Origin of the sequence: Gemmobacter caeni (assembly GCF_003054195.1) — a bacterium.
Taxonomy (GTDB): domain Bacteria; phylum Pseudomonadota; class Alphaproteobacteria; order Rhodobacterales; family Rhodobacteraceae; genus Gemmobacter; species Gemmobacter caeni.
In genome coordinates this window covers 104,508-129,600 of sequence record NZ_QBKP01000011.1, presented here as the reverse complement: position 1 = coordinate 129,600, position 25,093 = coordinate 104,508, and the positions used below count along the sequence as shown (strand labels likewise).

Genomic DNA, 25,093 nt, shown 5'->3' with positions numbered 1-25,093 from the left:
CAGCTCGACCAGGCCAGCTTATCAGAGTTCCGCCGCCGGGGGGAATGACGGCGGCGTGAGGTTTGTTACGGTTACGGCAGCAGCGGCGACCAGGCCGGGTCCGAGGCGGCGCCCGTAGTGGCCACCTTGCGCAGGTTGCGCCCCGAAACATCCACCGAATAAAGCGCCGGTTCGCCGCCCGCATCCTGCCGGGTGAACATGATGACCCGGCCATTCGGCGACCAGGTCGGGCCTTCGTCCAGATAGGAGGCGGTCAGCAACTTTTCCTCGGTCCCGTCCGTCAGCATCACCCCGATGTGGAAGCGGCCCTGGTTTTGCTTGGTAAAGGCGATGTAGTCGCCACGCGGGCTCCAGACCGGGGTGCCATAGCGACCGGCACCGCCCGAGATCCGGGTCGGCTCGCCACCACGGGCGGGCATGATATAGATCTGCTGATTGCCCGAGCGATCACTTTCAAACACGATCTGGCTGCCATCCGGGCTGAACGAGGGCGCGGTTTCGATGGCGGGCGAGTTGGTCAGCTGCGACAGCTGGCCCGAGCCGATGTCCAGCGAGTAAATGTCGGTATTGCCACCCCGTTCAAGGCTGAACACCACGGTGCGCCCATCGGGCGAAAAGCGCGGCGCAAAGGTCATGGTGCCCGGCTGTTCGCCCAGACCACGGATTGCAAGGCTGCCGACATCCATCAGATAGATCTGCGGAAAGCCCGAAGAATAGGAGGTGAACAGAATGCGGTCGCCGGTGGGCGAGAACCGCGGCGCCAGCACAATGGAGGCCGAATCCGTCAGGAAGCTGGTGTTTGCCCCGTCGTAATCCATCACCGCAAGGCGCTTCTGGCGCTGGTTCTTCGGGCCGCTTTCCGAGACATAGACGACCCGGCTGTCAAAATAGCCGGTTTCGCCGGTGATGCGGCTGTAGACGGCATCGGCAACCTTGTGCGCCATGCGGCGCCAGCTGTCGGTCGTGCCGACGAATTGCAGCCCTTCGCCCATCTCGCCATTGGCAAAGACGTCATGCAGGCGGAACTTTACCACGACCTGCCCGCCCGAGGTCTGCACCGCGCCGGTCACCAGCGCCTGCGCATTGATCGCCTGCCAGTCAGGATATGAAACCGGCGCCCCGAAAGAGGTGATCTGCTGGATATAGGCGGTGGAGGGGATCTGTTCGAACAGGCCGGTGCCTGCCAGATCGGCCGCCACCACCTGCGAAATCTTTGCCGCCAGATCGCCCGCCCCGCCTTCGTCGACGAAGGTGGGCAGTGCGAAGGGCATTGGCTCCACAACCGGATTGCCAAGGTTGAGTGTCAGCCGGGCTTCGGCCTTGGTAGCAACCATCGCCGGCGCGGCCAGGGCGGCCACGGCCGCGACGGCGGTGAAGAATTGGCGGAGACGGCTCATCTGACCCTCGTTCCTGTTCCTGCGACTGACTTGCTTTTCAGCCCGCAGCCTGCCTGTCCAAAAGGGGAAAGCGCGCAGGCCCTTCCCCGGTTCCGTCCGGGTTGCCCCGGCTGTCTGTATCGCCGCGCCGCGAAGTCCTTCCTGCGGGGTGTCCGGTTCACAGCCCGACCCTCCCCTTGTCGAAGATCAGCTCCAGCTCGCGCCAGGTCTCATATTTTTCGTCCGGCAGCGGGAAACCCTGCGAACCACAGCGCAGGATCGCACGGCGGGCTGCTTCGAAGGCCTGCCGTGTCGCCGCATCGGAGGCAGTCGAACTTGCCAGTTCGATCGAGGTCGCCACCGGCTTCTTGTCGGCGCCGATGGTGACGTGCACCGTCACGATGGCACGCTGCGCCTCGGTCGAGAGCGAGCCGACGTTCCAGCACCGCTCCACCGCGACACGCAATGCGTCCTTTTCCCCCGAGGACATCGGCGGCCCGTTGGCGGCAAGGCCACGACCGGGCGCGCTGTTCTGGTTCGCAGGCTTGGGCGCGGGTGTTTCCGTGGCCTCGCCCAGCGCCTCCGCCAAAGCGGCATCTGTCGCCGCCCGGTCGGACTGCGATTGCGAGGGGCTTTGCGCCGTCGCAGTCTGGCTCGGCTTCGGCTGCTCAGCGGGTTTTGCCACCGGATCGGGACGCGCCGGACGTGACCGCGGCCGTTTCGACGCGGTCGGCGCCAGTTGCGGCGCTTCCTGCGTCTCGGTTGCCTCGGTCACGACTTCGGTCGTGGCTTCGGGCGGCGCGGTCGCCTCCTGCTCCTGTTCGACCACAGGAGCCTCGGGCGGTGCCTCCTCGGCCACGCGCTCCTGAACCTGTTCGGCCTCGGGCACATCCTCTTCGGGTGCGTCTTCCGGCGTCGGGGCCACGCGCTGCGCCGGGCGCGGGCGCGGAACGACCGAAGACGGGATCACCGCCACAGGCTGCTCCTGCTCGGCCGGAGGGGCAACGGGTTCAGGCACGGGTTCGGGTTGTGCGGTTTCGGCAACCGGAACCTCTTCGGGTTGCGGCTCGACCTCGGGTTCCGGCGCGGGTTCCGGCGGCGGCGTCTGCTCTGCCACCTGCTCCGGCGGAGGTTCGGCGGCAGGCGGTTCGGGCCGCTCCGGCGGGCGCACGGATGCCGGGGGCGCGCTGTCCTGCGGCTCCTCGGTGCTTTCCTGCCCCCCCGAAGCTGCCTCAAGCGCCGCAAACTCCGCCTCGGTCAGCGTATCGACCGACATGACCTCGGGTTCGGGCGGTGGCGGCGGACTGAACAGCACATCACCGAACAGAACCCACAGGATCACGACCAGATGCCCCGAACCGGAGATCCAGACGCTTCTGTCGACCCTGCCCAGCCAAGCCCGCAGCATCGGTCCCACCCTACTGGTTCGGCTCGGCGGCGGCGCCACCGGCGGCTGCGCCCATCAGCGGGCCATTGCTGTCTGTGACCAGACCGATATTGCGGAAGCCTGCCGCATTCAGCGCCCCCATGACCTGCGCCACGCGTTCATAAGGCACGGTGCCGTCAGCCCGCAGGAAGATCTTGTCCGAACTGCGTTCGGCCGCGATGGCCTGAAGCTGCGGGATCAGCGACGCCTCTTCGGCCTCGCTGTTCATCAGGAACAGCTTGCCATCAGCCCCGATGGTGATGGCCAGCGGCTTTTCCTGTTCGGTCGGCAGACTGGCCGCCGCCGTTTCCGGCAGCTTCACCGGCACGCCGACGGTCAGCATCGGTGCCGCCACCATGAAGATGATCAGAAGCACCAGCATCACGTCCACGAAAGGCGTGATGTTGATATCGGCCATGGCGCTGGAATGGCCGCGACGCCGCCCGCGACGCCCGCCTCCGCCCGATTTCTTGGCGACCCCGGCCCCCATGGCTCAGGCGTCCAGCTGGCGCGAGAGGATGGTGGCGAATTCGTCGGCGAAAGCCTCGTAACCGCCAAGGATGCGTTCGCTGTCGGCATTCAGCTTGTTGTAGAACACCACCGCCGGAATGGCGGCGACAAGGCCGATGCCGGTCGCCATCAGCGCCTCGGCGATGCCCGGCGCCACGGTGGCCAGGTCGGTGTTCTTGGTTGCCGCGATCTGCGTGAAGGCGTGCATGATCCCGTAAACGGTACCGAAAAGCCCGATGAACGGCGCGGTTGAGCCCACGGTCGCAAGGAAGCTCAGCCCGGCATTGAGCCTTTCGCTTTCCCGCGCGATGGCCACATCCATGGCCCGGTCGATACGCGACTGCGCCCCGGCAATCAGCCCGCCATCCTGCCGGTGGCTGCGCCGCCATTCGATCATCCCGGCGGCAAAGATCTTCTCGCTCTGCCCTTCCGGTGCAGGGCCGATCTTTTCGAACAATTCGTCCAGCGGCTCACCCGACCAGAAGGCCCGGTCAAAGATCGACGCCTCGCCCCGCGCGGCGCGGAACATCAGATGTTTTCGGATGATGATCGCCCAGGACCAGACCGACATGACCAGAAGGCCGATCATGACCAGTTTCACGGTGAAGGTTGCGCGCGCGAAAAGCGCGAGCAGGGAGAAATCAATCTCCTGCGCCATCGCAAGGGTGTTCGTGTCCATTACGCCTGCTCGTTACCATCGGGTCCATTCGTCGGCCCGTTATTACAGGCGATTCTATCCGGTTTTGAGGGGGATTGCCAACACATCCTCGTCAGGATGCGATTTGCCGCCCATCCCTGCATCATAACCGCCATGCACCGGCGTCAACCCTGCGCCAGAAGCGCCCGGATCTCACCCGGCAGGCGATGTGCACGGCCATCGCGTCCCATGCAGACGAGCGTCACCTGCGCGGTAAAAAGCACCTCTTCCCCGCGCAGAACCTGCTGCCAGAGGTCGATCCGCGCCCCGCCCAGCGCCCGCAACTCAGTCGTCACGGTCAGAAGATCGTCAAACACCGCAGACCGCAGGTAATCGGCCTCGACCCGCCGCACCGCAAAGACAATGCCGGTTTCCGCCTTCAGGCGCGCCTGATCCAGCCCCCGCGTACGCACCCACTCACTGCGCCCGCGTTCGATGAATTTCAGGTAGTTGGCGTAATAGACGATCCCGGCAAGATCGGTGTCCTCGTAATAGACCCGCACGGCATGGCTATGGCTCATCTGCTTTCACCTTGGTTCAAATATCCTCGGGGGTGAGCCCCGAAGGGGCGAGGGGGCGGAAAGCCCCCTTCCCTTCATCCGATCCGCGCCGCCAGACGCAGGGCATGGCTCGCCTCACGCGCCACGACCGGCATCACCGGATCATAGGCGGCGCGGATCACCGCGCCGATCTCGGGGCGCAACACCACAGCCTCGCCCACCCGCGCCAGGGGCGAGATCCCGGCAAAGGCTGTATCCGACCAGAGCAGGATCACCTGCGCCGCCTGCGACAGCGCCAGCGTCTCCGCAGGCATCTCGGACAACACATCATCCATGCGGATGAAGACGAAGACCGCGCGGATTGCGCCCGCTTCGTCAAAGCGGAAGGCGCGATACTGGTTTGCGCCCGCCGCCGCCAGACGCTCACACAGCGGCGCCAAATCCGGCACCAGCCGGTCGAGGTTCGGCACCTGCGGCAGCTCTGCCCAGTCGCGGAAGAAGAACACCATCAGATTGGCGCCAAGTTCCGGATCGGTCTCGGCCATGCGATGCCCGGCAAGTGTCACCACCGCCTCGATGGCGCCTTTTACCACCGACAGCGTCGCATCTTCGACGCCAAAGACCACCGGCACGATGGGGCGTCCCCAGCGGGCACAGAGATAGCTGCCGTCGCTGCGGGTAAACAGGGCTTCCACCGCCGTTGCGTCCATGCTTTGCTCCTAATCCAGTCGCGGCGGGGATACGCCCTTTCCGCCGCGGCCTCAACCGGCAGGGAGGCGCCGATGCTGAAGGGGATCGACCCGCGGGTTACGCCCGATCTGCTGGATGTGCTGATGCGCATGGGTCATGGCGACGAGCTTGCGGTGGTGGACAGCAATTACCCGGCCTTCGCACTGCCCACCCGCAGCGGACGCGTGGTTGATCTGGCGGGCCTTGATGTGGTCGAGGGGCTGCGCCTGATCACCAAGCTGATGCCGCTGGACGGCTTCACCGACTATGGGGCCCTGTGGATGGAACGCGACGGCGCGGGCGACCGCCCCGATCCGGTTCATGTCGACGCGCTGGATGTGCTGCGCCCCGCCCTGCCCGAAGGTGCAGCGGCCCGATCTATCGAGCGGCAGGCCTTCTACGCCCATGCCCCCGGCTGTTACGCCGTGGTCCGCTGCACAGAAAACCGCCCCTTCGGCTGCTTTATCCTCCGCATGGGCGTGGTGTTCTGATCCGTTCGTGACGCAGCGTTGGCCGTGACACCGGCGGGCGGCTTTGCCAGTCTGCCCACGCTACGGGAGGAGCCAGCCGCATGACCTATCCACATCTTCTGTCGCCGATCACGCTCGGCGCCGTGACGCTGCCCAACCGCGTGATGATGGGCTCCATGCACACGGGACTGGAGGAAACCGGCGACTGGAACCGCGTGGCGGAGTTTTACGCTACGCGCGCGCGGGGCGGGGTCGGGCTGATGGTCACCGGCGGCATGGCACCCAACCGCGAGGGTGGGGTGTTTCCCGGCGCGGCGGGCCTGTTCACCGCCCAGGACATCGCCAACCACCGCATCGTCACCGACCGCGTACATGATGCGGGGGGCCGGATCGCCATGCAGATCCTGCATGCGGGTCGCTATGCCTATGGCCCGGAATGCGTCTCGGCCTCTGCTGTCAAATCGCCGATCTCACCCTTCCCGCCGAAGGAACTGGACGAGGAAGGGATCGAGAAACAGATCGCCGACATCGTGACCGCCGCCGCCCGCGCCATCGAGGCCGGTTATGACGGGGTCGAGGTGATGGGGTCCGAGGGCTATTTCCTCAACCAGTTCCTCGTAACCCATGTGAACCGTCGCACCGACCGCTGGGGCGGGTCTTACGAAAACCGCATGCGCCTGCCGGTGGAGGTGGTGCGTCGGGTGCGCGCCGCCATTGGCGACGCGATCCTGATCTATCGTATCTCGCTGATCGACCTGATCCCCGATGGCTCCACCTGGGACGAGGTCGTGACGCTGGCCAAAGCCATCGAGGCGGCGGGGGCTTCAGTGCTGAACACCGGCATCGGCTGGCATGAGGCGCGGGTGCCGACCATCGCGACCTCGGTTCCCCGCGCGGCCTTCGCGCATCTGACCGGGCGCTTGCGCCCGGAGGTCGGCATTCCGGTCATTACCTCGAACCGCATCAACACCCCGGATGTGGCCGAAGGGCTGCTGGCCGGTGGACAGGCCGATATGGTGTCGATGGCGCGGCCCTTCCTTGCCGACCCGGATTTCGTGGCAAAGGCGGCGGCAGGCCGTGCGGCGCAGATTGCGCCCTGTATCGCCTGTAATCAGGCCTGTCTGGATCATACCTTCAGCGGCAAGCTGACCTCCTGTCTTGTGAACCCGCGCGCCTGCCATGAGACGGAGTTGGTGATCACCCCAACCGATGCGCCACGCCGCATCGCCGTAGTCGGTGCCGGGCCTGCCGGGCTGTCTGCGGCGCTGACTGCCGCCGGGCGCGGCCATGTCGTCGCGCTGTTCGACCGCGCCGCGCGCGTGGGCGGGCAGTTGCATCTGGCTGCCAGCATCCCCGGCAAGGAGGAGTTTCGCGGGCTGATCGACTGGTTCGAGGCCAGCATCTCCGCCTCCACCGTCGAACTGCGGCTGAACACCGAGGCAACACCCGAAATGCTGATGGGCTTTGACGAGGTCATCCTTGCGACCGGCATCACCCCGCGCCACGCCGGAATCGCGGGCGAGGATCTGCCGCAGGTTCTGGGCTACCGCGATGTCTTGCGGGGTGCCCCCGTCGGGAAGCGCGTGGCGGTCGTGGGGGCGGGCGGCATCGGTTTCGATGTTGCCGAATTCCTGACCCATCACGGCATCAGCCCCGCGCTGGACCCGGCGCTCTGGCGCCGCGAATGGGGCGTCGGCGATCCGGCACAGGTGGCGGGCGGCCTTGCCCCGGAAGGGCCGCAGCCCGAAGCGCCCGCGCGGCAGGTCTGGCTGTTGCAGCGTAAACCCGAAAAGCCGGGGCGCAAGCTGGGCAAGACGACCGGCTGGATTCACCGCGCCACGTTGCAGATGAAGCGCGTGAAGATGCTGGGCGGGGTGGCCTATGAGGCGATCACGCCCGAGGGGCTTGCTGTCACCCTCAACGGTGAACCGCAGGTTCTGCCCGTCGATACGGTGGTGATCTGCGCCGGGCAAGACCCCGACCGAAGCCTTGCCCCGGCGCTGGAGGCTGCGGGCCGTGCCTTCCATATCATCGGTGGTGCCGATGTGGCCGCGGAATTGGATGCCAAGCGCGCCATTGACCAGGGCACGCGGCTCGCCGCGCGGCTGTGACGCCGCTCACGGCTATTTCTCTTGCGGCGCAGCCCTGCCGGGGCTACGCCTGACCCATGCTGTCTTACCAACATATCTACCATGCCGGGAACCCGGCCGATGTGCAGAAGCACGCGCTTCTGGCCTCAGCCCTGCAATATCTTGTGGGGAAGGACAAGCCGCTCACCTATATCGAGACGCACGCCGGGCGCGGGCTTTATGACCTAGGCAGCGACGAGGCGCTGAAGACCGGCGAGGCGGCAGGCGGCATTTCGGTGCTGGAGCGCCGTCTGCCCGCCGACCATCCCTACCGTCAGCGGCTGAACGCGGTGCGCGGGCGCTGGGGGGAAATGGCCTATCCCGGCTCGCCGCTTGTGGCGGCGCTGTCGCTGCGTGACATGGACAATATCCATCTGGCCGAGTTGCACCCGCAGGAACATGCCGCGCTGGCCGGGGCGATGGCGGATTTCCCGGCCCATATCTACAAACGCGACGGCTTTGACCTCGCGCTGGCGCTGACGCCGCCCACGCCCCGGCGCGGGCTGCTGCTTTGCGATCCGTCCTATGAGGTTAAAGAGGACTACCAGAACATCCCCAAACATTTCGCCGCCATCGCGCGCAAATGGAATGTGGGCATCCTGATGCTCTGGTATCCGATCCTGACTTCGGGCGCGCATCGCGAGATGCTGGACCGGCTGGAGCAGACCCACCCCGACCACCTGCGCCACGAGGTGCGTTTTCCGCCCGTGCGTCCGGGGCATCGCATGATCGGCTCGGGCATGTTCGTGGTGAACCCGCCCTGGGGGTTGACCGAGGCGGCCGCCGATCTTTCAAAGCTGTTCAAGGCACCATGACCGATATGCTGGAATTTCATACGCTGGACGTTTTCACCGAAACGCCCTTTGCCGGGAATCCTCTGGCCGTGGTGCTGGGGGCCGACGTGCTGTCGGCACGGCAGATGCAGGTCATCGCGCGCGAGTTCAACCTGTCCGAGACGATCTTCGTGCAGCCTCCGGTGAATCCGGCGCATACCGCGCGGGTTCGGATCTTCTTCCCGACGGCCGAAATCCCCTTTGCCGGGCATCCGACCATCGGTTGCGCAATTCTTCTGGCAAGCCGCGCCCATGGCCCCGGCGATTTCCGCGCCGATCTGGTGCTGGAGGAGGAAGCCGGGCTGGTGCCGGTGCAGGTGACGCGGCGTGGCGCTATCGTGGAAGCCGAGTTCACGGCGCCGGTGCTGCCCAAGGCCGCACCCGGCCAGGCCCCCACGGACCTGATCGCCCGCGCGCTGGACATTGACGAGGCCGACATCGGTTTCGCCGCCCATCGTCCCGGTATCTGGCAGGGCGGCCCAAGCTTCCTTTACGTCCCCGTCACATCGCAGGATGTGCTGGCCCGCGCCCGGCCGATAGAGCCGCACTGGTCCGGCCTCATGGATTGCGCCGGGGTGGACAGCGCTTATCTTTACACCGAAGGCACAGATTGCGATTTCCGCGCGCGGATGTTCTCGCCCACCGCTGGCATCCCGGAAGACCCCGCCACCGGCTCGGCCACTGCCATTCTGGCGGCGCAACTGCGGGCCGCACGGGTTCTGCGCAGCGGCGCGCAGGTGTTCCGGCTGCGTCAGGGCGTCGAAATGGGTCGGCCTTCCGAACTGACCATGACGGTCGATTACGGGACCGACGGCCTTGCCGCAGTCCGCATTCGCGGCAGCGCCGTCCCCGTGTCGCAGGGCCGTATTCGCATACCGGGAGGCGCGTGATGACCAAAGCCTATTGGGTTGCCCATGTCGAAATCGACGATGCCGAGGCCTACGAGGCCTATCGCCAGGCAAACGCCCTGCCCTTCGCCCGATACGGCGCGCGCTTTCTGGTGCGGGGCGGCGAGCAGCAGGTCGTCGAGGGCAGCGCGAAATCCCGCACGGTCGTGATCGAATTCGCCGATCTCGAGACTGCCCGCGCCTGCTATCACAGCCCGGAATATCAGGCCGCGAAGGCGCTGCGCGAACCCGTCTCGCGCGCGGATGTGATGATTGTCGCAGGATGGGATGCCGCCTGAGGCCTAACCGCCAGGGCCAGAAAAACGGAAAGCACCATGTTCGAAAAACTCCTGCGATGCCTGACCGTCCCCGCCCCGGCCCGTCTGGGCGCAGATGAGGCAAAGCTGGCACTCGCGGCGCTGCTGGTGCGCGTGGCACGTGCGGACGGTGTGTATGACCCGGCCGAGCAATCGCGGATCGACGCGGTTCTGACCCGCGTACATGGAATGTCGCCCTTTGCCGCCGCCGCGCTGCGCGCAGAGGCAGAGGCGTTGGAAGCCTCCGCCCCCGATACCGTGCGCTTTACCCGCGCGCTCAAGGAGGCCGTGCCGCTGGAGTCGCGGGCGGCGCTGGTCGAGGGTCTCTGGACCGTGGCGCTTGCTGACGGGCAGCGTTCGGATGACGAGGATCAGATGCTGCGGCTCATCGCCAATCTGCTGGGGCTGACCGATGTCGAATCGGCACAGGCCCGGCAACGGGCCGAGGCCGCGCAATGATCGCCGCCCTTGGCATGTATGACCGGCCCGAGTTGCGCGGCCCGACCGATCTTTACTGGTCGCTGATCCGCGACGGGCTGCGCAAACGCGGGATCGAGGCACCCGAGGCACTGACCCGTGACGACCGCGCTTGGTGGGCGGGCTGGCATTCGCCCGACCTGTTGCTCTCGCAGACCTGCGGCATGCCCTATCGCACCGAGTTGAAGGAGGTGGTGACGCTGGTCGGCACCCCTGATTTTGGGGTGGAAGGCTGCCCGCCCGGCTATTATCGCAGCGTCCTGGTCGCGCGCGGCGATGATCCGCGCGCGGAACTGGCCGATTTTGCCGATGCAGCCTTCGCCTTCAACGAAGCGCGCTCGCAATCGGGCTGGGCCGCCGCCGCAAACCATATGACGGCCCTTGGCCTGACGATCCGCCCCGCGCTGGAAACCGGCGGTCATGCCGCCTCTGCCCGTGCTGTGGCGGAAGGCCGGGCAGACTGGGCAAGCCTTGATGCGGTGACATGGCGGCTTTTGCTGCGGTGGGAGCCGGAGGTGGCAGCACGCCTGCGCGTGATCGGCCAGACCGCCCCCACGCCCGGCCTGCCCTATGTCACCGCGCGGGGCACCGATCCCGCGCCTCTGGCCGCCGCCGTGGCCGAGGCCATTGTCACCCTGCCGCCGGATGACCGGGCCGCGCTTGGCCTGTGCGGGCTGATCCAGATTCCCTCTGCCGACTATCTTGCCGTGCCGATCCCGCCACCGCCCGCTTTGGCGCAGGGCTGACCGAAATGAACGGGCAGATTGCCCATTTTGCAGGCAACTCTGTTTGTTCCGACACAATTGACGTTGCAATGCACCACGAATTCCGCACTACTCGACCGTCAAGGGAGCCCTGACAGGCCAACGACAAGCGAGAAACCGTGACTGCCGACCAACTTACGCCCGCCCCGGACGCCAGCGTTCCGGTCATCGAGATCCGAGATCTTCATAAATCCTACGGTCCGCTGGAGGTGCTGAAGGGTGTCGGAATGACCGCACCGAAAGGCCATGTGCTTTCGCTGATCGGGTCGTCCGGCTCTGGCAAATCCACGCTGCTGCGCTGCTGCAACCTGCTGGAAGACAGCCAGCAGGGCGACATCCTGTTCGAGGGTGAAGCCGTCCACTGGAAGGGTACCGGCCTGCACCGTCACCCGGCTGACAAGGCACAGGTTCTGCGTATCCGCACCAATCTGTCGATGGTTTTCCAGCAGTTTAACCTCTGGGCCCATATGACGATCCTCCAGAACGTCATGGAAGCACCGCTGACCGTACTGAAACGCGACCCGAAAGAGGTCGAGGCGAAGGCGCGTGAATATCTGGCCAAGGTTGGCATTGCCGACAAGGCCGATGCCTGGCCCGCGCAGCTTTCCGGTGGCCAGCAGCAGCGCGCCGCCATCGCCCGCGCCCTGTGCATGGAGCCGCGCGCCCTGCTGTTCGATGAACCGACATCGGCGCTGGATCCCGAACTTGAGCAGGAAGTGGTGAAGGTGATCAAGGCGCTGGCCGAGGAAGGCCGGACCATGATCATCGTGACCCATGACATGAAGATGGCCAACGATGTGTCCGATCACGTCGTCTTCCTCCATCAGGGCCGGATCGAGGAGGAAGGCCCGCCCGACCAGCTTTTCGGAAATCCGCAGACCGAACGGTTGCGCGGCTTCCTTTCAGCCACAATGGCCTGAAACCATCGCCTGACGCTGGATTGCGCCGCCGTTCCGGGCCAAAAAGAAATCAGATCACCAAGGGGAGACCAACAATGAAGAAACTGCTTCTTGCCACCGCGCTTCTGGCGCTGACCGGCGGTGCGGCTGCCGCGCAGACCGTGCGTCTGGGCACCGAGGGCGCCTATCCGCCCTTCAACTTCATCGACGACAACGGCCAGGTCGCCGGGTTCGAGCGTGAAGTGGGCGACGAACTGTGCAAGCGCGCCGAACTGACCTGCGAATGGGTGACGAACGACTGGGATTCGATCATCCCGAACCTGCAATCGGGCAACTATGATGTCATCATCGCGGGCATGAGCATCACCGACGAACGCTCGAAGGTCATCAGCTTCTCGGAGAACTACTTCCCCCCGGCCGCTTCGGCCTATGTGGCCTCGGATGCGGGCGCTGACATCAAGGGCGTGGTCTCGGCGCAGGTCGGCACCATTCAGGCGGGCTATGTCGCCGAATCCGGCGCGACCCTGCTGGAATTCGCCACCCCCGACGAAACCATCGCCGCCGTCCGCAACGGCGAGGCGGCCGCAGTGTTTGCCGACAAGGACTTCCTGAAGCCCTATGTCGAGCAGTCGAACGGCGAACTGATGTTCGTGGGCGACGATGTGGAACTGGGCGGCGGTGTCGGCCTCGGCTTCCGTCAAAGCGACAATGAACTGCGCGAGAAATTCACCGCCGCGATCCAGTCGATGAAAGCCGACGGCACCCTGAACGCCGCGCTGAAAAAGCACTTCGGCGAAGATACGCCGCTGTTCTGATTTCGCCCCTGCCCCGCCGGTTCGTCCGGCGGGGTGTTCCGACCTGCCCCGCGCGGCCCCAGCGATCTGTCACCCATGTTCAGCTTTTGCGCCGACCCCAAGGCGCTGGAAGGCTTCGGCTGGCTTCTGTGCTATCTGACCTCCGGCAAGCATCTTGGCTTCTACACCTCGTTCCTGACGGTTCTGACCCTGCTTGCGGTCACCGCCCCCACGGCGCTGGCCTTCGGGTTTGGCGGCGCCATGGCGGCGCGCAGCCATATCGCGCCGGTCAGCTGGCTGGGCAAGATTTACATCGTCATGGTGCGCGGCGTGCCGGACATCGTGTTCTTCATGTTCTTCGTCATCGCCCTTGATCAGGGGATCGAGTGGATGAAGCATCAGGTGGTCTGCCCGGACTGGAAAGAGCCGATCCGCCAGGGGCTGGAATTCCGCGTCTGCCCGCAGGCCAAGGTGCCGCTGGGGTCATCGTCGCAGATCTGGCACCAGCTTTACGGCTTTGCGCTGGCGGTCTTTACCTTCTCAATCGTCTTCGGGGCTTTCGCGGCGAACGTGCTTTATGGGGCCATGAATGCAGTGCCCCGCGCGCAGCTTGAAACCGCCGAAAGCTATGGCATGACACCCCGTCAGGTGTTCCGCCGCATTCTGGTGCCGCAGATGTGGACCTATGCGCTGCCGGGCCTGTCGAACCTGTGGATGATCCTCATCAAGGCGACGCCGCTGCTGTTTCTCCTGGGGGTCAAGGACATCGTTTATTGGGCGCGCGAACTGGGCAGCGCCAAAACCCAGGCTTATGCCTATCCGCATCCCGACTGGCGGCTGTGGTATTTCCTCTTCCTGCTGGTGGCCTATCTCTGTATGACGCGCGTTTCCGAAATCCTGCTGGGCCGTCTGTCGGCACGACTGAACCATGGCCAGGCCACCGCCGCTGGCGAGGCGATGCGGAGGGCCGCGCAATGACCTGCTGGGAAACCATTGGCGCCTATGCCTTCCGCAGCCTCGGTTATGGCGAGAAACTGCTGCCACGCAGCGATTTCACCCTGTGCCAGCAATTCACCCTGATCGGCTCCGGCCTGATCTGGAACATCTATTTCGGCGCGCTGGCGCTGATGTTCGGCTTCTTCTTCGCCAATGCGCTGGCCATGGCGAAGGCCTCGCACAACCCATGGGCGCGCAAACCGGCTGAATGGTTCATCTTCGTGTTCCGCGGCTCGCCGCTGTTCATCCAGTTCTTCCTTGCCTATTCGGCACTGGTGATGCTGCCGCGCGGCGGAATCGACATTTTCGGGCTGCATATTGCGACCAACTGGCTGACAAGCGCATGGGCAGGCGCGCTGATCGTGCTGTTCCTCAATACCGCCGCCTATGCCGCCGAGATCTTCTATGGCGCCCTGATGTCGGTGCCGAAAGGCGATCTGGAGGCGGCCGAGGCTTACGGCATCCATGGCTGGTCCAAGTTCCGCCGCATCCAGTGGCCTACCATGCTGCGGCTGGCCTGGCCTGCCTATACCAACGAGGCGATTTTTCTGTTCCACGCCACCACGCTGGTGTTCTTTTCCGGCTTCCCGGCGTTCCAGCAAAGGGGCGATGCGCTCTATTACGCGAACTACTTCGCGGACAAGACGTTCAACCCTTTCGTGCCCTATCCGATCGTCGCCTTCTATTTCATCATGTTGACCGCGACGCTGATCCTTTTGTTCGGAATCGTGAACCGGAGGCTGAACCGGCACCTGCCATCGAACATTCGCAGCAAAATTCGCTTGCGTCCGAGGCTGATCCGATAGTATCCATTATTTGATCAAATTCTTCGGGCCGTCGCCCGAACCGTGCGCCCTGCGGGGCATATGGCGTCCCCTGCCCCGTCGGGCGGGCGTGGATGGCAAGGATCAAACAAGGGAGAAAGGGCCAAGGGCATGGCTCTCACCCCGGCGGGCGCGAGGGCCCACGACGGTGAACCGGCGCCTGACGGTCTTGAACGACACGATGAGTATGAAGGATTGGCTTCGTAAACACCCCGAGGTCCGCACGATCCGGGTGGCGGCGGCAGACCTGAACGGACAGGCGCGCGGCAAGCGCATCCCCGCCCGCTTTGCCGAGAATGTGGTGAAGAACGGCACGCGCTTCCCGTTCTCGGTCCTGAACCTCGACATCTGGGGCGAGGATATCGACGACAGCCCGCTGGTCTTTGAACAGGGCGATCAGGATGGCGTGCTGAAGCCCACCGAACGTGGGTTCATGCCAATGCCCTGGCTGGAGGCCCCGACCGCGCTGCTGCCGATCTGGATGTTCCGCGAAAACGGCCTGCCCTATGACGGTGATCCGCGCCATGCCCTGCGCGCGGTGGTCGACCGCTACAAGGCACGCGGCCTGACCCCGGTCTGCGCGATGGAGCTGGAATTCTTTCTGATCGACGACAGCGGCAAGACCATGCAGGTGCCCGCCTCGCCCCGGTCTGGCAAGCGGCGCAAAGCGGCGGAAACACTCTCGATCCGCGCGCTGGACGCTTTCGACACTTTCTTCACCGATCTTTACGACGCCTGCGAGGCGATGGACATTCCGGCCGATACCACCACATCGGAAACCGGGCTGGGCCAGTTCGAGATGAACCTGATGCATTGCGACGATCCGCTGCGTGCGGCGGATGACGCATGGCTGTTCAAGATGCTGGTGAAGGGGCTGGCCCGCCGTCACGGCTTTGCCGCCAGCTTCATGGCAAAACCCTATGCCGAATATTCCGGCTCGGGGCTGCACACCCATTTCAGCGTGATCGACAAGGACGGTGACAATATCTTTGACAGCGGCGGGCCGAAGGGCACGGCGGCGCTGCGTCAGGCGGTGGCGGGCTGCCTGCATGCGATGCATGACAGCACACTGATCTTCGCGCCGCATCAGAACAGCTATGACCGGCTGGTGCCGGGCAAGCATGCGCCCACCGCGATTGCCTGGGGCTACGAGAACCGCACCGCCGCGATCCGCATTCCGGCGGGCAGCCCCTCGGCCCGGCGGGTGGAACATCGGGTGGCGGGTGGGGACGTGAACCCCTACCTCATGCTTGCCACCATCCTTGGTGCCGCGCTTGTCGGCATTGAGGACGAGATGGAGCCGCCTTCGCCGATCACCGGCAATGCCTATGCGCTGGACCTGCCGCAGATCCCGGCGAACTGGGCCGAAGCGATCGACGCCTTCGAAAATTCGACGATCATGCCGCGCATCCTGCCGCCCGACCTGATCCACAATCTCGTGCTGACCAAACGGCAGGAGCTGCATTACCTAGCGGAACTCAGCCCCGAGGAGCAGGTCGAGCTTTATCTCGACACCGTGTGATGCCTTGCCCCCCTTGCCGTCAGGGGGGGCAGGTTGCTACATTTTCCGTATCACTGACACAGGTTATCCATGCGCATCGGCATTCTGCAAACCGGCTTCGCCCCTGACGCGCTTGCGCCGCAGATGGGGGATTACCCCGACATGTTTGCCCGCCTGCTGGATGGCAACGGCTTCGACTTCCGCACCTATCGCGTGGTCGACATGGAGTTTCCCGCCAATGTGCATGACTGTGACGGCTGGCTGATCACCGGCTCGCGCCATGGCGCCTACGAGGATCATCCCTTCATCAAGCCGCTGGAAGACTTCATCCGCCGCGCCTATGCCGAACATGTGCCCATGGTCGGTATCTGTTTCGGCCATCAGATCATCGCACAGGCGCTTGGCGGCAAGGTGGAACGGTTTGGCGGAGGCTGGGCAGTCGGCCCGACCGATTATGCCTTTGGCGACGAGACGCTGACCCTGAACGCCTGGCACCGCGATCAGGTGGTTGAACGGCCCGAAGGCGCCGAGGTCATCGGCAGCAATGCCTTCTGCGAAAATGCCGCTCTGGTCTATGATGACCGGGCGCTGACAGTGCAGGCCCATCCCGAATTCCGCGACGAATTTGTGGACGGGCTGATGAAGACGCGCGGCAAGGGCGTTGTGCCGGACGAGGTGATGGCCAGGGCGGGCGCGCGTCTTGGAACGCCGATCCATGACCAGACCATTGCGCGTCGGATTGCCGCATTTTTCAAAGCCCCTCGCGGGGAAAACTGAGGCCACAGGGCCAAAACCAGAGTGTGACCCATGTCCGATTGGACGAGCAAGCTGCCCGAGGCAGCCCGGAACTATATTGCCAACCGCCGCGTGGACGAGGTGGAATGCGTGATCGGCGACGTCGCCGGTGTGGCGCGCGGCAAGGCGATGCCGGCCGCGAAATTCGGCAAGCAGACCAGCTATTTCCTGCCGAACTCGATCTTCCTGCAAACCATCACCGGCGAATGGGCCGACAATCCTTTCGATGCGTTCACCGAGCCCGACATGATCCTCGTGCCGGATTTCAGCACCGCGACCGCCGCGCCCTGGACCGCCGATGTCACGCTTCAGGTGATCCATGACGCGCAGGACCAGCAGGGCAATCCGGTTGCCTTCAGCCCGCGCAACGTGCTGAAACGTGTGGTCGATCTGTTCAAGGCCGAGGGCTGGACCCCGGTTGTCGCGCCCGAGATGGAATTCTTCCTGACCGCCCGCAACACCGACCCGAACCAGCCGATCCAACCGCCCATGGGCCGCACCGGCCGCCGCGCCGCGCAGAAACAGGCCTACAGCCTGTCGGCGGTGGATGAATATGGCAAGGTCATCGACGACATCTATGATTTCGCCGAGGCGCAGGGGCTGGAGATTGACGGTATTCTTCAGGAAGGCGGCGCAGGGCAGATCGAACTGAACCTTGCCCATGGCGATCCGGTGCGCCTGGCCGATGACGTCTTCTTCTTCAAGCGGCTTATCCGCGAGGCGGCGCTGCGCCATGACTGTTTCGCCACCTTCATGGCCAAGCCCATCGCGGGCGAGCCGGGATCGGCCATGCATATCCATCACTCTGTGGTGGATACGGCAACCGGCGCCAATATCTTTTCCGATGCCGAGGGCGGCGAGACGCTGGAGTTCCTGCACTTCATCGCCGGGATGCAGAACCACCTTCCGGCGGCCATCGCGCTGCTCGCGCCCTATGTGAACAGCTATCGCCGCTATGTTCCCGACTTCGCGGCGCCGATCAATCTGGAATGGGGCCGCGATAACCGCACCACCGGCCTGCGTGTACCAATCTCCGGCCCCGCTGCGCGGCGGGTGGAAAACCGGCTGCCAGGCATGGACTGCAACCCCTATCTGGGGATCGCCGCCAGCCTCGCCTGCGGCTATCTGGGGCTGAAGGAAAAGAAGATGCCCCGTGCCGAATGCACGACCAACGCCTATATCGACAGCGACGACATCCCCTATAACCTTGGCGATGCACTGGACCTTCTGGAAGAGGACGGCCCGCTGCGCGAGGTGCTGGGCGTCACGTTCTGCGGTGTCTACGACAGCGTGAAGCGCAATGAATACAAAGAGTTCCTGCAAGTCATCAGTCCGTGGGAGCGTGAGCATCTTCTGCTGAACGTCTGAGGCCCGCATGAACCTTCTCTACGCAAATGACCGGCCGGGGCACTACCCGGCCAGCTTCTATGCTGCGACAAAGGCCGAGCTTGCCCCCTTCCCCGAGCTGCGGGGCGAGGTGCGCGCCGATATTTGCGTGATCGGCGCGGGCTATACCGGCCTTTCCGCCGCGCTGCATCTGGCGCAAGCCGGGTTGCGCGTCGTGGTGCTGGAGGCGCATCGCGTGGGCTTTGGCGCCTCGGGCCGCAATGGCGGGCAGGTCGGCAGCGGCCAGCGGCTTGACCAGGAAGAAATGGAGCGGATCGCCGGGCGTGAAAACGCCCGCCGCTACTGGGTTCTGGCGGAGGAGGCCAAGGCGCTGGTCAAGAGCCTGATCGCCGATCACGCGATGCCCTGCACCTTCCATCCCGGCGTTGCCCATGCCTGCTGGCATGACCGCGAGGTCCGCCATACCCATGCCTATGCCGAAAAGCTGCGCCGCGATTACGGCTATGATCAGTTGGAGGTGCTGGACCATGCGGGCATCCGCGCGCTGATCGGGTCGGACGCCTACAAGGGCGGCGAAATCGACTGGGGCGCCGGGCATGTGCATCCCCTGAACTATGCATTGGGCCTCGCGCAGGCGGCGATGGCTGCAGGGGCGGTGATCCATGAGACCAGCCCCGTGCACCGGATCGACAAGGGTGCCCCGGCGACCGTCGCCACCAATCATGGCCGCGTCGTCGCGGATCATGTGGTTCTGGCCTGCAACGGCTATCTCGGCGGGCTGGAGCCGCAGGTGGCGGCCAAGGTCATGCCGATCAACAATTTCATCGTCGCGACCGAGCCTTTGGGCGACCGCGCGGCAGAAATCCTGTCACAACCCGTTGCGGTGGCAGATACCAAATTCGTGGTGAATTACTGGCGCCTGTCCGAAGACAACCGCCTGCTGTTCGGCGGTGGCGAAAGCTATGGCTGGAAGTTCCCCGACATCGTGAAAACGGTGTCGAAACCGATGCTGGAGGTCTACCCGCAACTGCGCGATGCGAAGATTGACTACGCATGGGGCGGGACACTGGCGATCACAATGAACCGCCTGCCCTGCTTTACCCGCGTCACCGGCAACATCCTGTCGGCCTCCGGATTTTCCGGCCACGGCGTCGCGATGGCGACACTGGCGGGCAAGCTGATGGCCGAGGCGCTGCGCGGGCAGGCGGAGCGGTTCGACCTGATGGCCGCATTGCCGCAGCCGCGCTTCCCCGGCGGCGTCGCGCTGCGCTGGCCAATGCTGGTGGCCGCGATGACGTGGTTTTCTCTGCGCGACCGGCTGGGAATCTGACGCGCCGGTCGGCGGAAAGCCCCGGCCCGACGCCTTGTCATGCAGTTGTTGCTGGCGTTGGCGGGGCATAGCGCTTACAGGTTTTCCGAAGAAAAGTTTCAGGAAAGCCGAATATGGCCGCTGACGGACAGATCGCCCCGCCCAATGTTTATGACGCCGAACCGATCCCCGAGGCCGCGCGCGCGGCAATCGAGGCGCTGCTCGCTTCGGGCGATCTGTTCCGATACACAGCGCCGGAAGGTGCCCCGGTCGCGCTGCTGGAGGCGGAATTCGCCGAGCTTCTGGGCGCGCGCTATGCGCTGGCGGTATCGTCCTGTTCCGCTGCGCTCTTTTTGTCGCTGAAGGCGCTGGACCTGCCGCGCAGCGCCAGGGTGCTGATCCCGGCGTTCACCTTCGCCGCTGTGCCCTCGGCCGTGGTGCATGCCGATTGCACCCCCGTTCTGGTCGAGGTGGGCGAGAACTATCGCGTCGACATGGACGACTTCGCCGCCAAGCTGCCCGACGCGGCGGCGGTCATCATCAGCCACATGCGCGGACATACCGCGGACATGGACGCGATCATGCAGCTTTGCGATGCTGCGGGCGTGCCGGTGGTCGAGGATGCGGCGCATAGCCTCGGCACCACCTGGCATGGCCGCAATATCGGCACCTTCGGCAAGATCGGCTGTTTCAGCTTTCAGTCTTACAAGATGATCAACGCCGGCGAAGGTGGCATCCTGATCACCGACGATCCCGAACTGGCAGCTCGTGCGGTCATCATGTCGGGCGCCTACGAGCACAACTGGAAGAAGCATCCGGGCCTGCAAAACAGCTATATGCTGTGGCAGAACAAGCTACCGCTTTACAATATGCGGATGCAGAACCTGTCTGCCGCCGTCATCCGCCCGCAACTGCCGGAACTGGCACGGCGTGTCGAAAAGGGGCGCGAGAACCATGACCATGTGGCGGAGGCGCTGAACCGCTCGCCCTGGCTGTCAGTGCCCGCGCCGCTGGCCCCGGAGGAGCGCGCGCCGGATTCGATTCAGTTCAACCTCGTGGGCTTTGAGACTGATGCCGAAGCGCGCGCATTCCAGACCGCCGCGAAGACACGCGGCGTGTCGGTGCAGGTCTTCGGTCTCAGCGATGATAACGCCCGCGCCTTCTGGAACTGGCAATTCCTTGGTGACCTGCCAGAGCTGCCGCAGACCCGGGCCATGCTGATGCGCGCCTGTGATGTGCGGCTGCCGACCCGGCTGAACCGGGCGGAACTGGATTTCATTGCCGAGGCACTGGTCGCCGCGGCAGCGGATTTGAAGGGCTAAAGCAGCCGCAACTGCCCGTCGAGCCAGGGCCAGCGCAGCAGCGCCGGGGCGATCACCGCCTCGGCCAGCAGGGCCTGCACATGCTCGCGCACCTGCCCCGGCATGGTCTGCAAGGCGCCGCTGCGGGCTGACAGCACGATCCGCCGTTCCAGCCCCCCGAAAGGAAGCGGGCAGACCTCCACCTCGGGCAGGAAGCGCGCGGCATGGTGCAAAGCCAGCGGGGTCAGGATCGTCCAGCCCTGCCCTGCCGCGACCATCGCCAGAATGGCGTGATAGCTGTCCAGTTCAAACCGATGCGCCAGTGTCAGGCTCTGGCCGGCCAGATGCGCCGCGATCTGCCGCCCCATCAGATGCCGCGCGGAATAGTGGATCAGCGGCAGCCCGCGCAGCGTGTCGGCCAGCGCATCGGTCGGCGTTCCCCGAGGAATGGCGACCACAAACGGCTCTGCCAGCAGAGGATAGCTTTCCTCCCCCGGCTCGGCGTTGCGGGCAAGCCCCGGGTCGGCGGTGATCACCATATCCAGCGCACGGGCGGAAAGCTGCTCCAGAAGGCGATGGCTCGCGCCGGTTTCCAGCAGGAAGCGGCTGTTGCGAAACTGCGCCGAAAGCGCGGTCAGCAGGCGCGGCGTGACATCGGCGTCCAGATCCTCGATCACGCCCAGACGCAGGCGGGGCAGCCCCGACAGATCCGCCAGCGCCAGTTCGGCACGGGCGGCCGTCGCGCTGTCCAGCATGCTGCGGGCGTGCCGCAGAAAGACGCGCCCCGCTGAGGTCAGCCTCATCGGGCGCGCGCCGCGATCCAGCAACGTCACCCCCAGAACGCCCTCTAGCCCGGCAAGTTGCTGGCTCAGGGTCGATGTGCTCGCCCCAAGCCGCCGCGCCGCTGCAGAAATCGACCCGGCTTCGGCGGTTGCCAGAAAGATTTCGACCCCCCACAGGGAAATGCGGCTCTGGGTGTCGTTCATCGCCGCACCGGGATCAGGGCATCAAAGCTTGGACAGCTTGGATTGCAGATCGGCCAGTTGCTTGCGGATCTGTGCCAGTTCTTCGGCAGAAGATCCCTGCTTGTCGTCATCCGCCTCGCGGCCCGGCGCCGTCGTGCCCCAGGCAGGCAACCCGCCCATCATGGATTTCATGAAGGCTTCCTGCTGCTTGCGCATCGCCTCGAACCCCGGCATCGCGCTCATCGGGTTGGGGAAACTGCTGAAATTCTCCAGCATCTTGGACTGGCCGTCGCGCAGCATCTCGAACGAGGCCGCGAGGAAATGCGGCACCACGCTTTGCATTTCGGTGGTGTAGCTGCGGACAAGATCGGTCAGCACGTTGATCGGCAGGACGCTTTCGCCCTTGCTTTCATGTTCGGCCACGATCTGAAGCAGGTACTGACGGGTCAGGTCATCGCCCGATTTCAGATCGACGATCTGCACCTCGCGCCCGGCGCGGATGAATCCGGCAATATCTTCCAGCGTCACATAATCGCTGGTTTCGGTATTATAGAGACGGCGGCTGGCATAGCGTTTGATCAGCAGCGGCTTCTCGGTGTTGGCCATGGCGGCGCCTCCCCTTTTATGCGCTTGCAGAGAAGATTAGGGCAGGCGCAGCGGAAAAGGAAAGCAAAAAGAAAGGGCGGGCCGAAGCCCGCCCCTGCGCATTCTCCCGGCAGGGAGGAGAGGCCGGGAATGCGCGCGAAGAATTACTTCGCGGCAGCAGCCGAAGCAGCTTTCTTCACCGCAGCGGTCGCTTCGGTGGTGGCTTTCTTCACGGCAGCCTGAGCTTCTTCCGAAGCGTCCTTGCCAGCAGCCAGCATCAGTTCGACGGTTTCCATCTGAACTTTCTTGGCGATCTCGGCGAAAGCGGCCATGTTCTCGGCAGCCATCTCGGCAGCGGACGAAGCGAAGTCCGAAGCGGCTTTGCCGTATTCGGCGACGTCAGCCTTGGCTTTCGAGGCGTCGGCCATCTTGGCGATGGTGTCCTTGGCCCATTTCGAGGTGATCTCGGTCGACTTTTCAGCGGCTTCCAGAGCCACTTTGGTCAGCTTTTCACCCATGGCGGCCTGGGTCTTGAAGGCGTTCTGGAACGCGGTGCCGTCCACCGGGAACGCAGCCATCATGTCCTGAACCATCTTGGTCATGTCGGGGGTCTTGGTCATACTAGTGCTCCATCTATCGGGTCTGCACTGAAGCAGTGCCGTTTCCTGACCACCTACATAAATGCTGCACCGCAGAAAATCAAGTGAAATTTCTGCGACGCAGCAAAATCAGAGGTTGCAGAGCCGGGCGGAACGACAATAGATATCCGATTCAGAGACTTGGGACTGCGGCGACATAGGTGCCAGGCGAAGGTGCCAGTACCGGATTGGTCGAATCGCCCGGCACGCGGGCAGCAATCATCTTGCCCGACCGCGCTGCAAGCCACTCTCCCCAGCGCGGCCACCAGCTTCCGGGCGTGAAGGTTGCGCCCTGCATCCACTCGTCCGCCGAGGTCATCTGGGCATCATTGGTGTAATGCCCGTACTTCCCTTTCGACGGCGGATTGACGATGCCCGCGATATGGCCGCTTTCCGAGACGATAAAGGTCTTGTCCTTCGACCCCATCTGCCGCACGCCGTTGAAGCTGCTTTTCCAGGCGGCGATATGGTCGGTCTCGCAGGCAATCGCGCACAGAGGCACCTTGACGTCCGCCAGCCGAACCCGCTCGCCAAAGACCGGAAAGCCCTGGCGGGCAAATTCGTCGTGCTGGCACAGGCCGCGCAGGTATTCGACCGCCATCTTCGCCGGAAGATTTGTCCCGTCGCCGTTCCAGAACAGCAGGTCGAAAGCAGGCGGCGCCTCGCCCATCATGTAGCTTTTGATGGCAGGCTGATAAATCAGGTCGTTCGAGCGCAGGAAGCTGAAGGTCTTGCTCATGAAGAACTTGTCCAGCACCCCGTCGACAGCAACCTGCCGCTCGATTCCGTCGATGAAGTCGTCGTTGAGAAAAACCCCGACCTCGCCCTGATCGCTGAAATCAGTCAGTGTGGTGAACAGCGTCGCCGATTTCACCGACTTGTCGCCGGTTTTCTGCATATGGGCCAGCGTCAGGCTCAGCGTCGTACCCGCAATACAATAGCCCACCGCGTTGATCTGCTTTTCGCCGGTGATCTGCTTCACCTCGTTGATCGCCGCCATATAGCCGTCACGGATGTAATCATCCATGCCGACATCGGCATAGCTCGCATCCGGGTTGACCCAGCTGACCACGAACAGGGTAAAGCCCTGATCGACGATCCAGCGGATCAGGCTGTTGGCAGGCTTCAGATCGAGGATGTAGAACTTGTTGATCCACGGCGGGAAGATCAGCAGCGGGGTCTGATGCACCTTCTCGGTCGTCGGGGTATACTGGATCAGTTCCAGCATGTGATTGCGGAAAACCACCGATCCCGGCGCGGTGGCGATATTCTCGCCAACGTGGAACGCATCACGATCCGCCAGCGTGACCAGAAGATCGCCATGGTTGCTTTCGATATCGCGCACCAGGTTTTCCAGCCCCCGCACCAGGCTTTCGCCATCGGTTGCCACCGCGCGCTCCAGCGCGTCAGGGTTGGTGCCAAGAAAATTGGTGGGCGAGAACATATCGACCAGCTGGCGCGAGAAATACTCGATCCGCTTCTTGTCAGTGGCATCCAGCGTTTCGATACCGGAAACAGCGCCGCTGATCGCCTCGGCATTCATCAGATATTGCTGCTTGAGGTAATTGAAGAACGGGTGGCTGTCCCAGAGCGGGTTGCCGAATCGGCGATCCTTCGGGCCGGGGTCTGCCGGAGCCTTCAATTCTCCCTGCGCCAGCGCATGCTGCGCCTGCACATAGTGTTTCAGGGTCTTCCCCCAGTAGCCGACCTGCTGTTCGATGATTTTCGAGGGGTCCTGCATCATTTCAGCAACATAGGCCGCCGCCGCCTTCAAATAGACCTCCTGAGAGGGGCCATGAAGCGACATATCAACCTGTTTGCGATGTGTTAGCGCCGCTGCAAGGCGCCTCGACAACTCGTCGACCCTGACAAGATTCGCATTGAGCCGTTCCAGCCGTGCGTCATCGTCCTTGGTCTCGGTTGTCATATCAACAATTCCCCCCTAAAGTTTTTGCGCATGCAGCATTTCCGCCTGCCTTCCGGGGTTGCGCGGCAGAGCCACGGCCCCAACGGGCAAGGAGACG

26 protein-coding genes are annotated in these 25,093 nt (G+C 64.3%); 16 read left to right on the top strand and 10 right to left on the bottom strand.

What is annotated here, in order from left to right:
* Positions 1–71: 71 nt before the first annotated feature.
* From tolB to C8N34_RS16760, 6 genes are all read right to left on the bottom strand, one after another.
* Positions 72–1,334: a Tol-Pal system beta propeller repeat protein TolB gene (tolB, locus tag C8N34_RS16785; RefSeq protein WP_229825633.1), complete on the bottom strand. Its 1,263-nt coding sequence runs from the start codon at positions 1,332–1,334 to the stop codon at positions 72–74.
* Between the two features lie 220 nt (positions 1,335–1,554).
* On the bottom strand, positions 1,555–2,784 hold the full coding sequence (locus C8N34_RS16780; RefSeq protein WP_054302816.1) for a hypothetical protein: 1,230 nt from the start codon (positions 2,782–2,784) through the stop codon (positions 1,555–1,557).
* Positions 2,785–2,794: 10 nt separating this feature from the next.
* The gene (gene tolR / locus C8N34_RS16775) at positions 2,795–3,292 is read right to left on the bottom strand and encodes a protein TolR (RefSeq protein WP_054302783.1); all 498 of its coding nucleotides are present in this window, start codon (positions 3,290–3,292) and stop codon (positions 2,795–2,797) included.
* A 3-nt stretch (positions 3,293–3,295) separates the two neighbouring features.
* Complete coding sequence (gene tolQ, locus C8N34_RS16770; RefSeq protein WP_054302782.1) at positions 3,296–3,991, bottom strand: protein TolQ; 696 nt, start codon at positions 3,989–3,991, stop codon at positions 3,296–3,298.
* 143 nt (positions 3,992–4,134) lie between these two features.
* Positions 4,135–4,530, bottom strand: a complete 396-nt coding sequence (gene ybgC / locus C8N34_RS16765; RefSeq protein ID WP_108129740.1) for a tol-pal system-associated acyl-CoA thioesterase — start codon at positions 4,528–4,530, stop codon at positions 4,135–4,137.
* A 74-nt stretch (positions 4,531–4,604) separates the two neighbouring features.
* Positions 4,605–5,219: a hypothetical protein gene (locus C8N34_RS16760; RefSeq protein WP_108129739.1), complete on the bottom strand. Its 615-nt coding sequence runs from the start codon at positions 5,217–5,219 to the stop codon at positions 4,605–4,607.
* A 72-nt stretch (positions 5,220–5,291) separates the two neighbouring features.
* On the opposite strand from C8N34_RS16760, the gene C8N34_RS16755 reads away from it, so the two are divergent.
* The 16 genes from C8N34_RS16755 (at position 5,292) to C8N34_RS16680 (ending at position 20,902) form a co-directional block, all read left to right on the top strand.
* Complete coding sequence (locus tag C8N34_RS16755; RefSeq protein WP_108129738.1) at positions 5,292–5,729, top strand: RbsD/FucU family protein; 438 nt, start codon at positions 5,292–5,294, stop codon at positions 5,727–5,729.
* Between the two features lie 80 nt (positions 5,730–5,809).
* Positions 5,810–7,819, top strand: coding sequence for an NADPH-dependent 2,4-dienoyl-CoA reductase (locus tag C8N34_RS16750; RefSeq protein ID WP_108129737.1), 2,010 nt, complete (start codon positions 5,810–5,812; stop codon positions 7,817–7,819).
* A 56-nt stretch (positions 7,820–7,875) separates the two neighbouring features.
* Positions 7,876–8,652 carry a 23S rRNA (adenine(2030)-N(6))-methyltransferase RlmJ gene (gene rlmJ / locus C8N34_RS16745; protein WP_108129736.1) on the top strand — a complete coding sequence of 259 codons (777 nt, stop codon included), beginning with the start codon at positions 7,876–7,878 and terminating at the stop codon, positions 8,650–8,652.
* Entirely contained in the window at positions 8,649–9,560 is a 912-nt protein-coding gene (locus tag C8N34_RS16740; protein WP_242013822.1) for a PhzF family phenazine biosynthesis protein, read from the top strand. Before rlmJ ends, C8N34_RS16740 begins: the two co-directional genes overlap by 4 nt.
* On the top strand, positions 9,560–9,856 hold the full coding sequence (locus C8N34_RS16735; protein ID WP_108129735.1) for a DUF1330 domain-containing protein: 297 nt from the start codon (positions 9,560–9,562) through the stop codon (positions 9,854–9,856). The genes C8N34_RS16740 and C8N34_RS16735 overlap by 1 nt, the downstream gene beginning before the upstream one ends.
* Positions 9,857–9,892: 36 nt before the next feature.
* On the top strand, positions 9,893–10,333 hold the full coding sequence (locus C8N34_RS16730; protein ID WP_108129734.1) for a tellurite resistance TerB family protein: 441 nt from the start codon (positions 9,893–9,895) through the stop codon (positions 10,331–10,333).
* Positions 10,330–11,097 carry a phosphate/phosphite/phosphonate ABC transporter substrate-binding protein gene (locus tag C8N34_RS16725; RefSeq protein WP_108129733.1) on the top strand — a complete coding sequence of 256 codons (768 nt, stop codon included), beginning with the start codon at positions 10,330–10,332 and terminating at the stop codon, positions 11,095–11,097. The genes C8N34_RS16730 and C8N34_RS16725 overlap by 4 nt, the downstream gene beginning before the upstream one ends.
* Before the next feature lie 137 nt (positions 11,098–11,234).
* Positions 11,235–12,035, top strand: a complete 801-nt coding sequence (locus C8N34_RS16720; RefSeq protein WP_054302773.1) for an ABC transporter ATP-binding protein — start codon at positions 11,235–11,237, stop codon at positions 12,033–12,035.
* 74 nt (positions 12,036–12,109) lie between these two features.
* The gene (locus C8N34_RS16715; protein ID WP_054302772.1) at positions 12,110–12,829 is read left to right on the top strand and encodes a transporter substrate-binding domain-containing protein; all 720 of its coding nucleotides are present in this window, start codon (positions 12,110–12,112) and stop codon (positions 12,827–12,829) included.
* A 75-nt stretch (positions 12,830–12,904) separates the two neighbouring features.
* Positions 12,905–13,786: an ABC transporter permease gene (locus C8N34_RS16710; RefSeq protein WP_108129732.1), complete on the top strand. Its 882-nt coding sequence runs from the start codon at positions 12,905–12,907 to the stop codon at positions 13,784–13,786.
* Positions 13,783–14,610 (top strand): ABC transporter permease, encoded by an 828-nt coding sequence (locus C8N34_RS16705; protein ID WP_054302770.1) that lies wholly within the window; start codon positions 13,783–13,785, stop codon positions 14,608–14,610. The genes C8N34_RS16710 and C8N34_RS16705 overlap by 4 nt, the downstream gene beginning before the upstream one ends.
* A 205-nt stretch (positions 14,611–14,815) precedes the next feature.
* Entirely contained in the window at positions 14,816–16,150 is a 1,335-nt protein-coding gene (locus C8N34_RS16700; RefSeq protein ID WP_054302814.1) for a glutamine synthetase family protein, read from the top strand.
* 69 nt (positions 16,151–16,219) lie between these two features.
* Positions 16,220–16,906: a type 1 glutamine amidotransferase gene (locus C8N34_RS16695; RefSeq protein ID WP_108129731.1), complete on the top strand. Its 687-nt coding sequence runs from the start codon at positions 16,220–16,222 to the stop codon at positions 16,904–16,906.
* Between the two features lie 30 nt (positions 16,907–16,936).
* Positions 16,937–18,292, top strand: coding sequence for a glutamine synthetase family protein (locus tag C8N34_RS16690; RefSeq protein WP_054302768.1), 1,356 nt, complete (start codon positions 16,937–16,939; stop codon positions 18,290–18,292).
* A gap of 7 nt (positions 18,293–18,299) precedes the next feature.
* Positions 18,300–19,601: an NAD(P)/FAD-dependent oxidoreductase gene (locus C8N34_RS16685; RefSeq protein ID WP_108129730.1), complete on the top strand. Its 1,302-nt coding sequence runs from the start codon at positions 18,300–18,302 to the stop codon at positions 19,599–19,601.
* Between the two features lie 113 nt (positions 19,602–19,714).
* Positions 19,715–20,902: a DegT/DnrJ/EryC1/StrS family aminotransferase gene (locus C8N34_RS16680; RefSeq protein ID WP_108129729.1), complete on the top strand. Its 1,188-nt coding sequence runs from the start codon at positions 19,715–19,717 to the stop codon at positions 20,900–20,902.
* Here C8N34_RS16680 and C8N34_RS16675 read toward each other — a convergent pair.
* The 4 genes from C8N34_RS16675 to phaC all read right to left on the bottom strand — a co-directional run bounded on the left by C8N34_RS16675 (position 20,899) and on the right by phaC (position 24,996).
* Positions 20,899–21,867 (bottom strand): LysR family transcriptional regulator, encoded by a 969-nt coding sequence (locus C8N34_RS16675; protein WP_108129728.1) that lies wholly within the window; start codon positions 21,865–21,867, stop codon positions 20,899–20,901. The two genes, C8N34_RS16680 and C8N34_RS16675, sit on opposite strands and share 4 nt — an antisense overlap.
* A gap of 21 nt (positions 21,868–21,888) precedes the next feature.
* Positions 21,889–22,452, bottom strand: coding sequence for a polyhydroxyalkanoate synthesis repressor PhaR (phaR, locus tag C8N34_RS16670; protein WP_108129727.1), 564 nt, complete (start codon positions 22,450–22,452; stop codon positions 21,889–21,891).
* 143 nt (positions 22,453–22,595) lie between these two features.
* Positions 22,596–23,051, bottom strand: a complete 456-nt coding sequence (locus C8N34_RS16665) for a phasin family protein (protein WP_054302763.1) — start codon at positions 23,049–23,051, stop codon at positions 22,596–22,598.
* Positions 23,052–23,202: 151 nt separating this feature from the next.
* Entirely contained in the window at positions 23,203–24,996 is a 1,794-nt protein-coding gene (gene phaC / locus C8N34_RS16660; RefSeq protein ID WP_054302762.1) for a class I poly(R)-hydroxyalkanoic acid synthase, read from the bottom strand.
* Between the last annotated feature and the right edge of the window lie 97 nt (positions 24,997–25,093).

Excerpts from the sequence above, each read along its gene's own strand:
- tolB (WP_229825633.1), bottom strand. The coding sequence starts at position 1,334 with ATGGTTGCTACCAAGGCCGAAGCCCGGCTGACACTCAACCTTGGCAAT.
- C8N34_RS16780 (WP_054302816.1), bottom strand. The coding sequence starts at position 2,784 with ATGCTGCGGGCTTGGCTGGGCAGGGTCGACAGAAGCGTCTGGATCTCC.
- tolR (WP_054302783.1), bottom strand. The coding sequence starts at position 3,292 with ATGGGGGCCGGGGTCGCCAAGAAATCGGGCGGAGGCGGGCGTCGCGGG.
- tolQ (WP_054302782.1), bottom strand. The coding sequence starts at position 3,991 with ATGGACACGAACACCCTTGCGATGGCGCAGGAGATTGATTTCTCCCTG.
- ybgC (WP_108129740.1), bottom strand. The coding sequence starts at position 4,530 with ATGAGCCATAGCCATGCCGTGCGGGTCTATTACGAGGACACCGATCTT.
- C8N34_RS16760 (WP_108129739.1), bottom strand. The coding sequence starts at position 5,219 with ATGGACGCAACGGCGGTGGAAGCCCTGTTTACCCGCAGCGACGGCAGC.
- C8N34_RS16755 (WP_108129738.1), top strand. The coding sequence starts at position 5,292 with ATGCTGAAGGGGATCGACCCGCGGGTTACGCCCGATCTGCTGGATGTG.
- C8N34_RS16750 (WP_108129737.1), top strand. The coding sequence starts at position 5,810 with ATGACCTATCCACATCTTCTGTCGCCGATCACGCTCGGCGCCGTGACG.
- rlmJ (WP_108129736.1), top strand. The coding sequence starts at position 7,876 with ATGCTGTCTTACCAACATATCTACCATGCCGGGAACCCGGCCGATGTG.
- C8N34_RS16740 (WP_242013822.1), top strand. The coding sequence starts at position 8,649 with ATGACCGATATGCTGGAATTTCATACGCTGGACGTTTTCACCGAAACG.
- C8N34_RS16735 (WP_108129735.1), top strand. The coding sequence starts at position 9,560 with ATGACCAAAGCCTATTGGGTTGCCCATGTCGAAATCGACGATGCCGAG.
- C8N34_RS16730 (WP_108129734.1), top strand. The coding sequence starts at position 9,893 with ATGTTCGAAAAACTCCTGCGATGCCTGACCGTCCCCGCCCCGGCCCGT.
- C8N34_RS16725 (WP_108129733.1), top strand. The coding sequence starts at position 10,330 with ATGATCGCCGCCCTTGGCATGTATGACCGGCCCGAGTTGCGCGGCCCG.
- C8N34_RS16715 (WP_054302772.1), top strand. The coding sequence starts at position 12,110 with ATGAAGAAACTGCTTCTTGCCACCGCGCTTCTGGCGCTGACCGGCGGT.
- C8N34_RS16710 (WP_108129732.1), top strand. The coding sequence starts at position 12,905 with ATGTTCAGCTTTTGCGCCGACCCCAAGGCGCTGGAAGGCTTCGGCTGG.
- C8N34_RS16705 (WP_054302770.1), top strand. The coding sequence starts at position 13,783 with ATGACCTGCTGGGAAACCATTGGCGCCTATGCCTTCCGCAGCCTCGGT.
- C8N34_RS16700 (WP_054302814.1), top strand. The coding sequence starts at position 14,816 with ATGAAGGATTGGCTTCGTAAACACCCCGAGGTCCGCACGATCCGGGTG.
- C8N34_RS16695 (WP_108129731.1), top strand. The coding sequence starts at position 16,220 with ATGCGCATCGGCATTCTGCAAACCGGCTTCGCCCCTGACGCGCTTGCG.
- C8N34_RS16690 (WP_054302768.1), top strand. The coding sequence starts at position 16,937 with ATGTCCGATTGGACGAGCAAGCTGCCCGAGGCAGCCCGGAACTATATT.
- C8N34_RS16685 (WP_108129730.1), top strand. The coding sequence starts at position 18,300 with ATGAACCTTCTCTACGCAAATGACCGGCCGGGGCACTACCCGGCCAGC.
- C8N34_RS16680 (WP_108129729.1), top strand. The coding sequence starts at position 19,715 with ATGGCCGCTGACGGACAGATCGCCCCGCCCAATGTTTATGACGCCGAA.
- C8N34_RS16675 (WP_108129728.1), bottom strand. The coding sequence starts at position 21,867 with ATGAACGACACCCAGAGCCGCATTTCCCTGTGGGGGGTCGAAATCTTT.
- phaR (WP_108129727.1), bottom strand. The coding sequence starts at position 22,452 with ATGGCCAACACCGAGAAGCCGCTGCTGATCAAACGCTATGCCAGCCGC.
- C8N34_RS16665 (WP_054302763.1), bottom strand. The coding sequence starts at position 23,051 with ATGACCAAGACCCCCGACATGACCAAGATGGTTCAGGACATGATGGCT.
- phaC (WP_054302762.1), bottom strand. The coding sequence starts at position 24,996 with ATGACAACCGAGACCAAGGACGATGACGCACGGCTGGAACGGCTCAAT.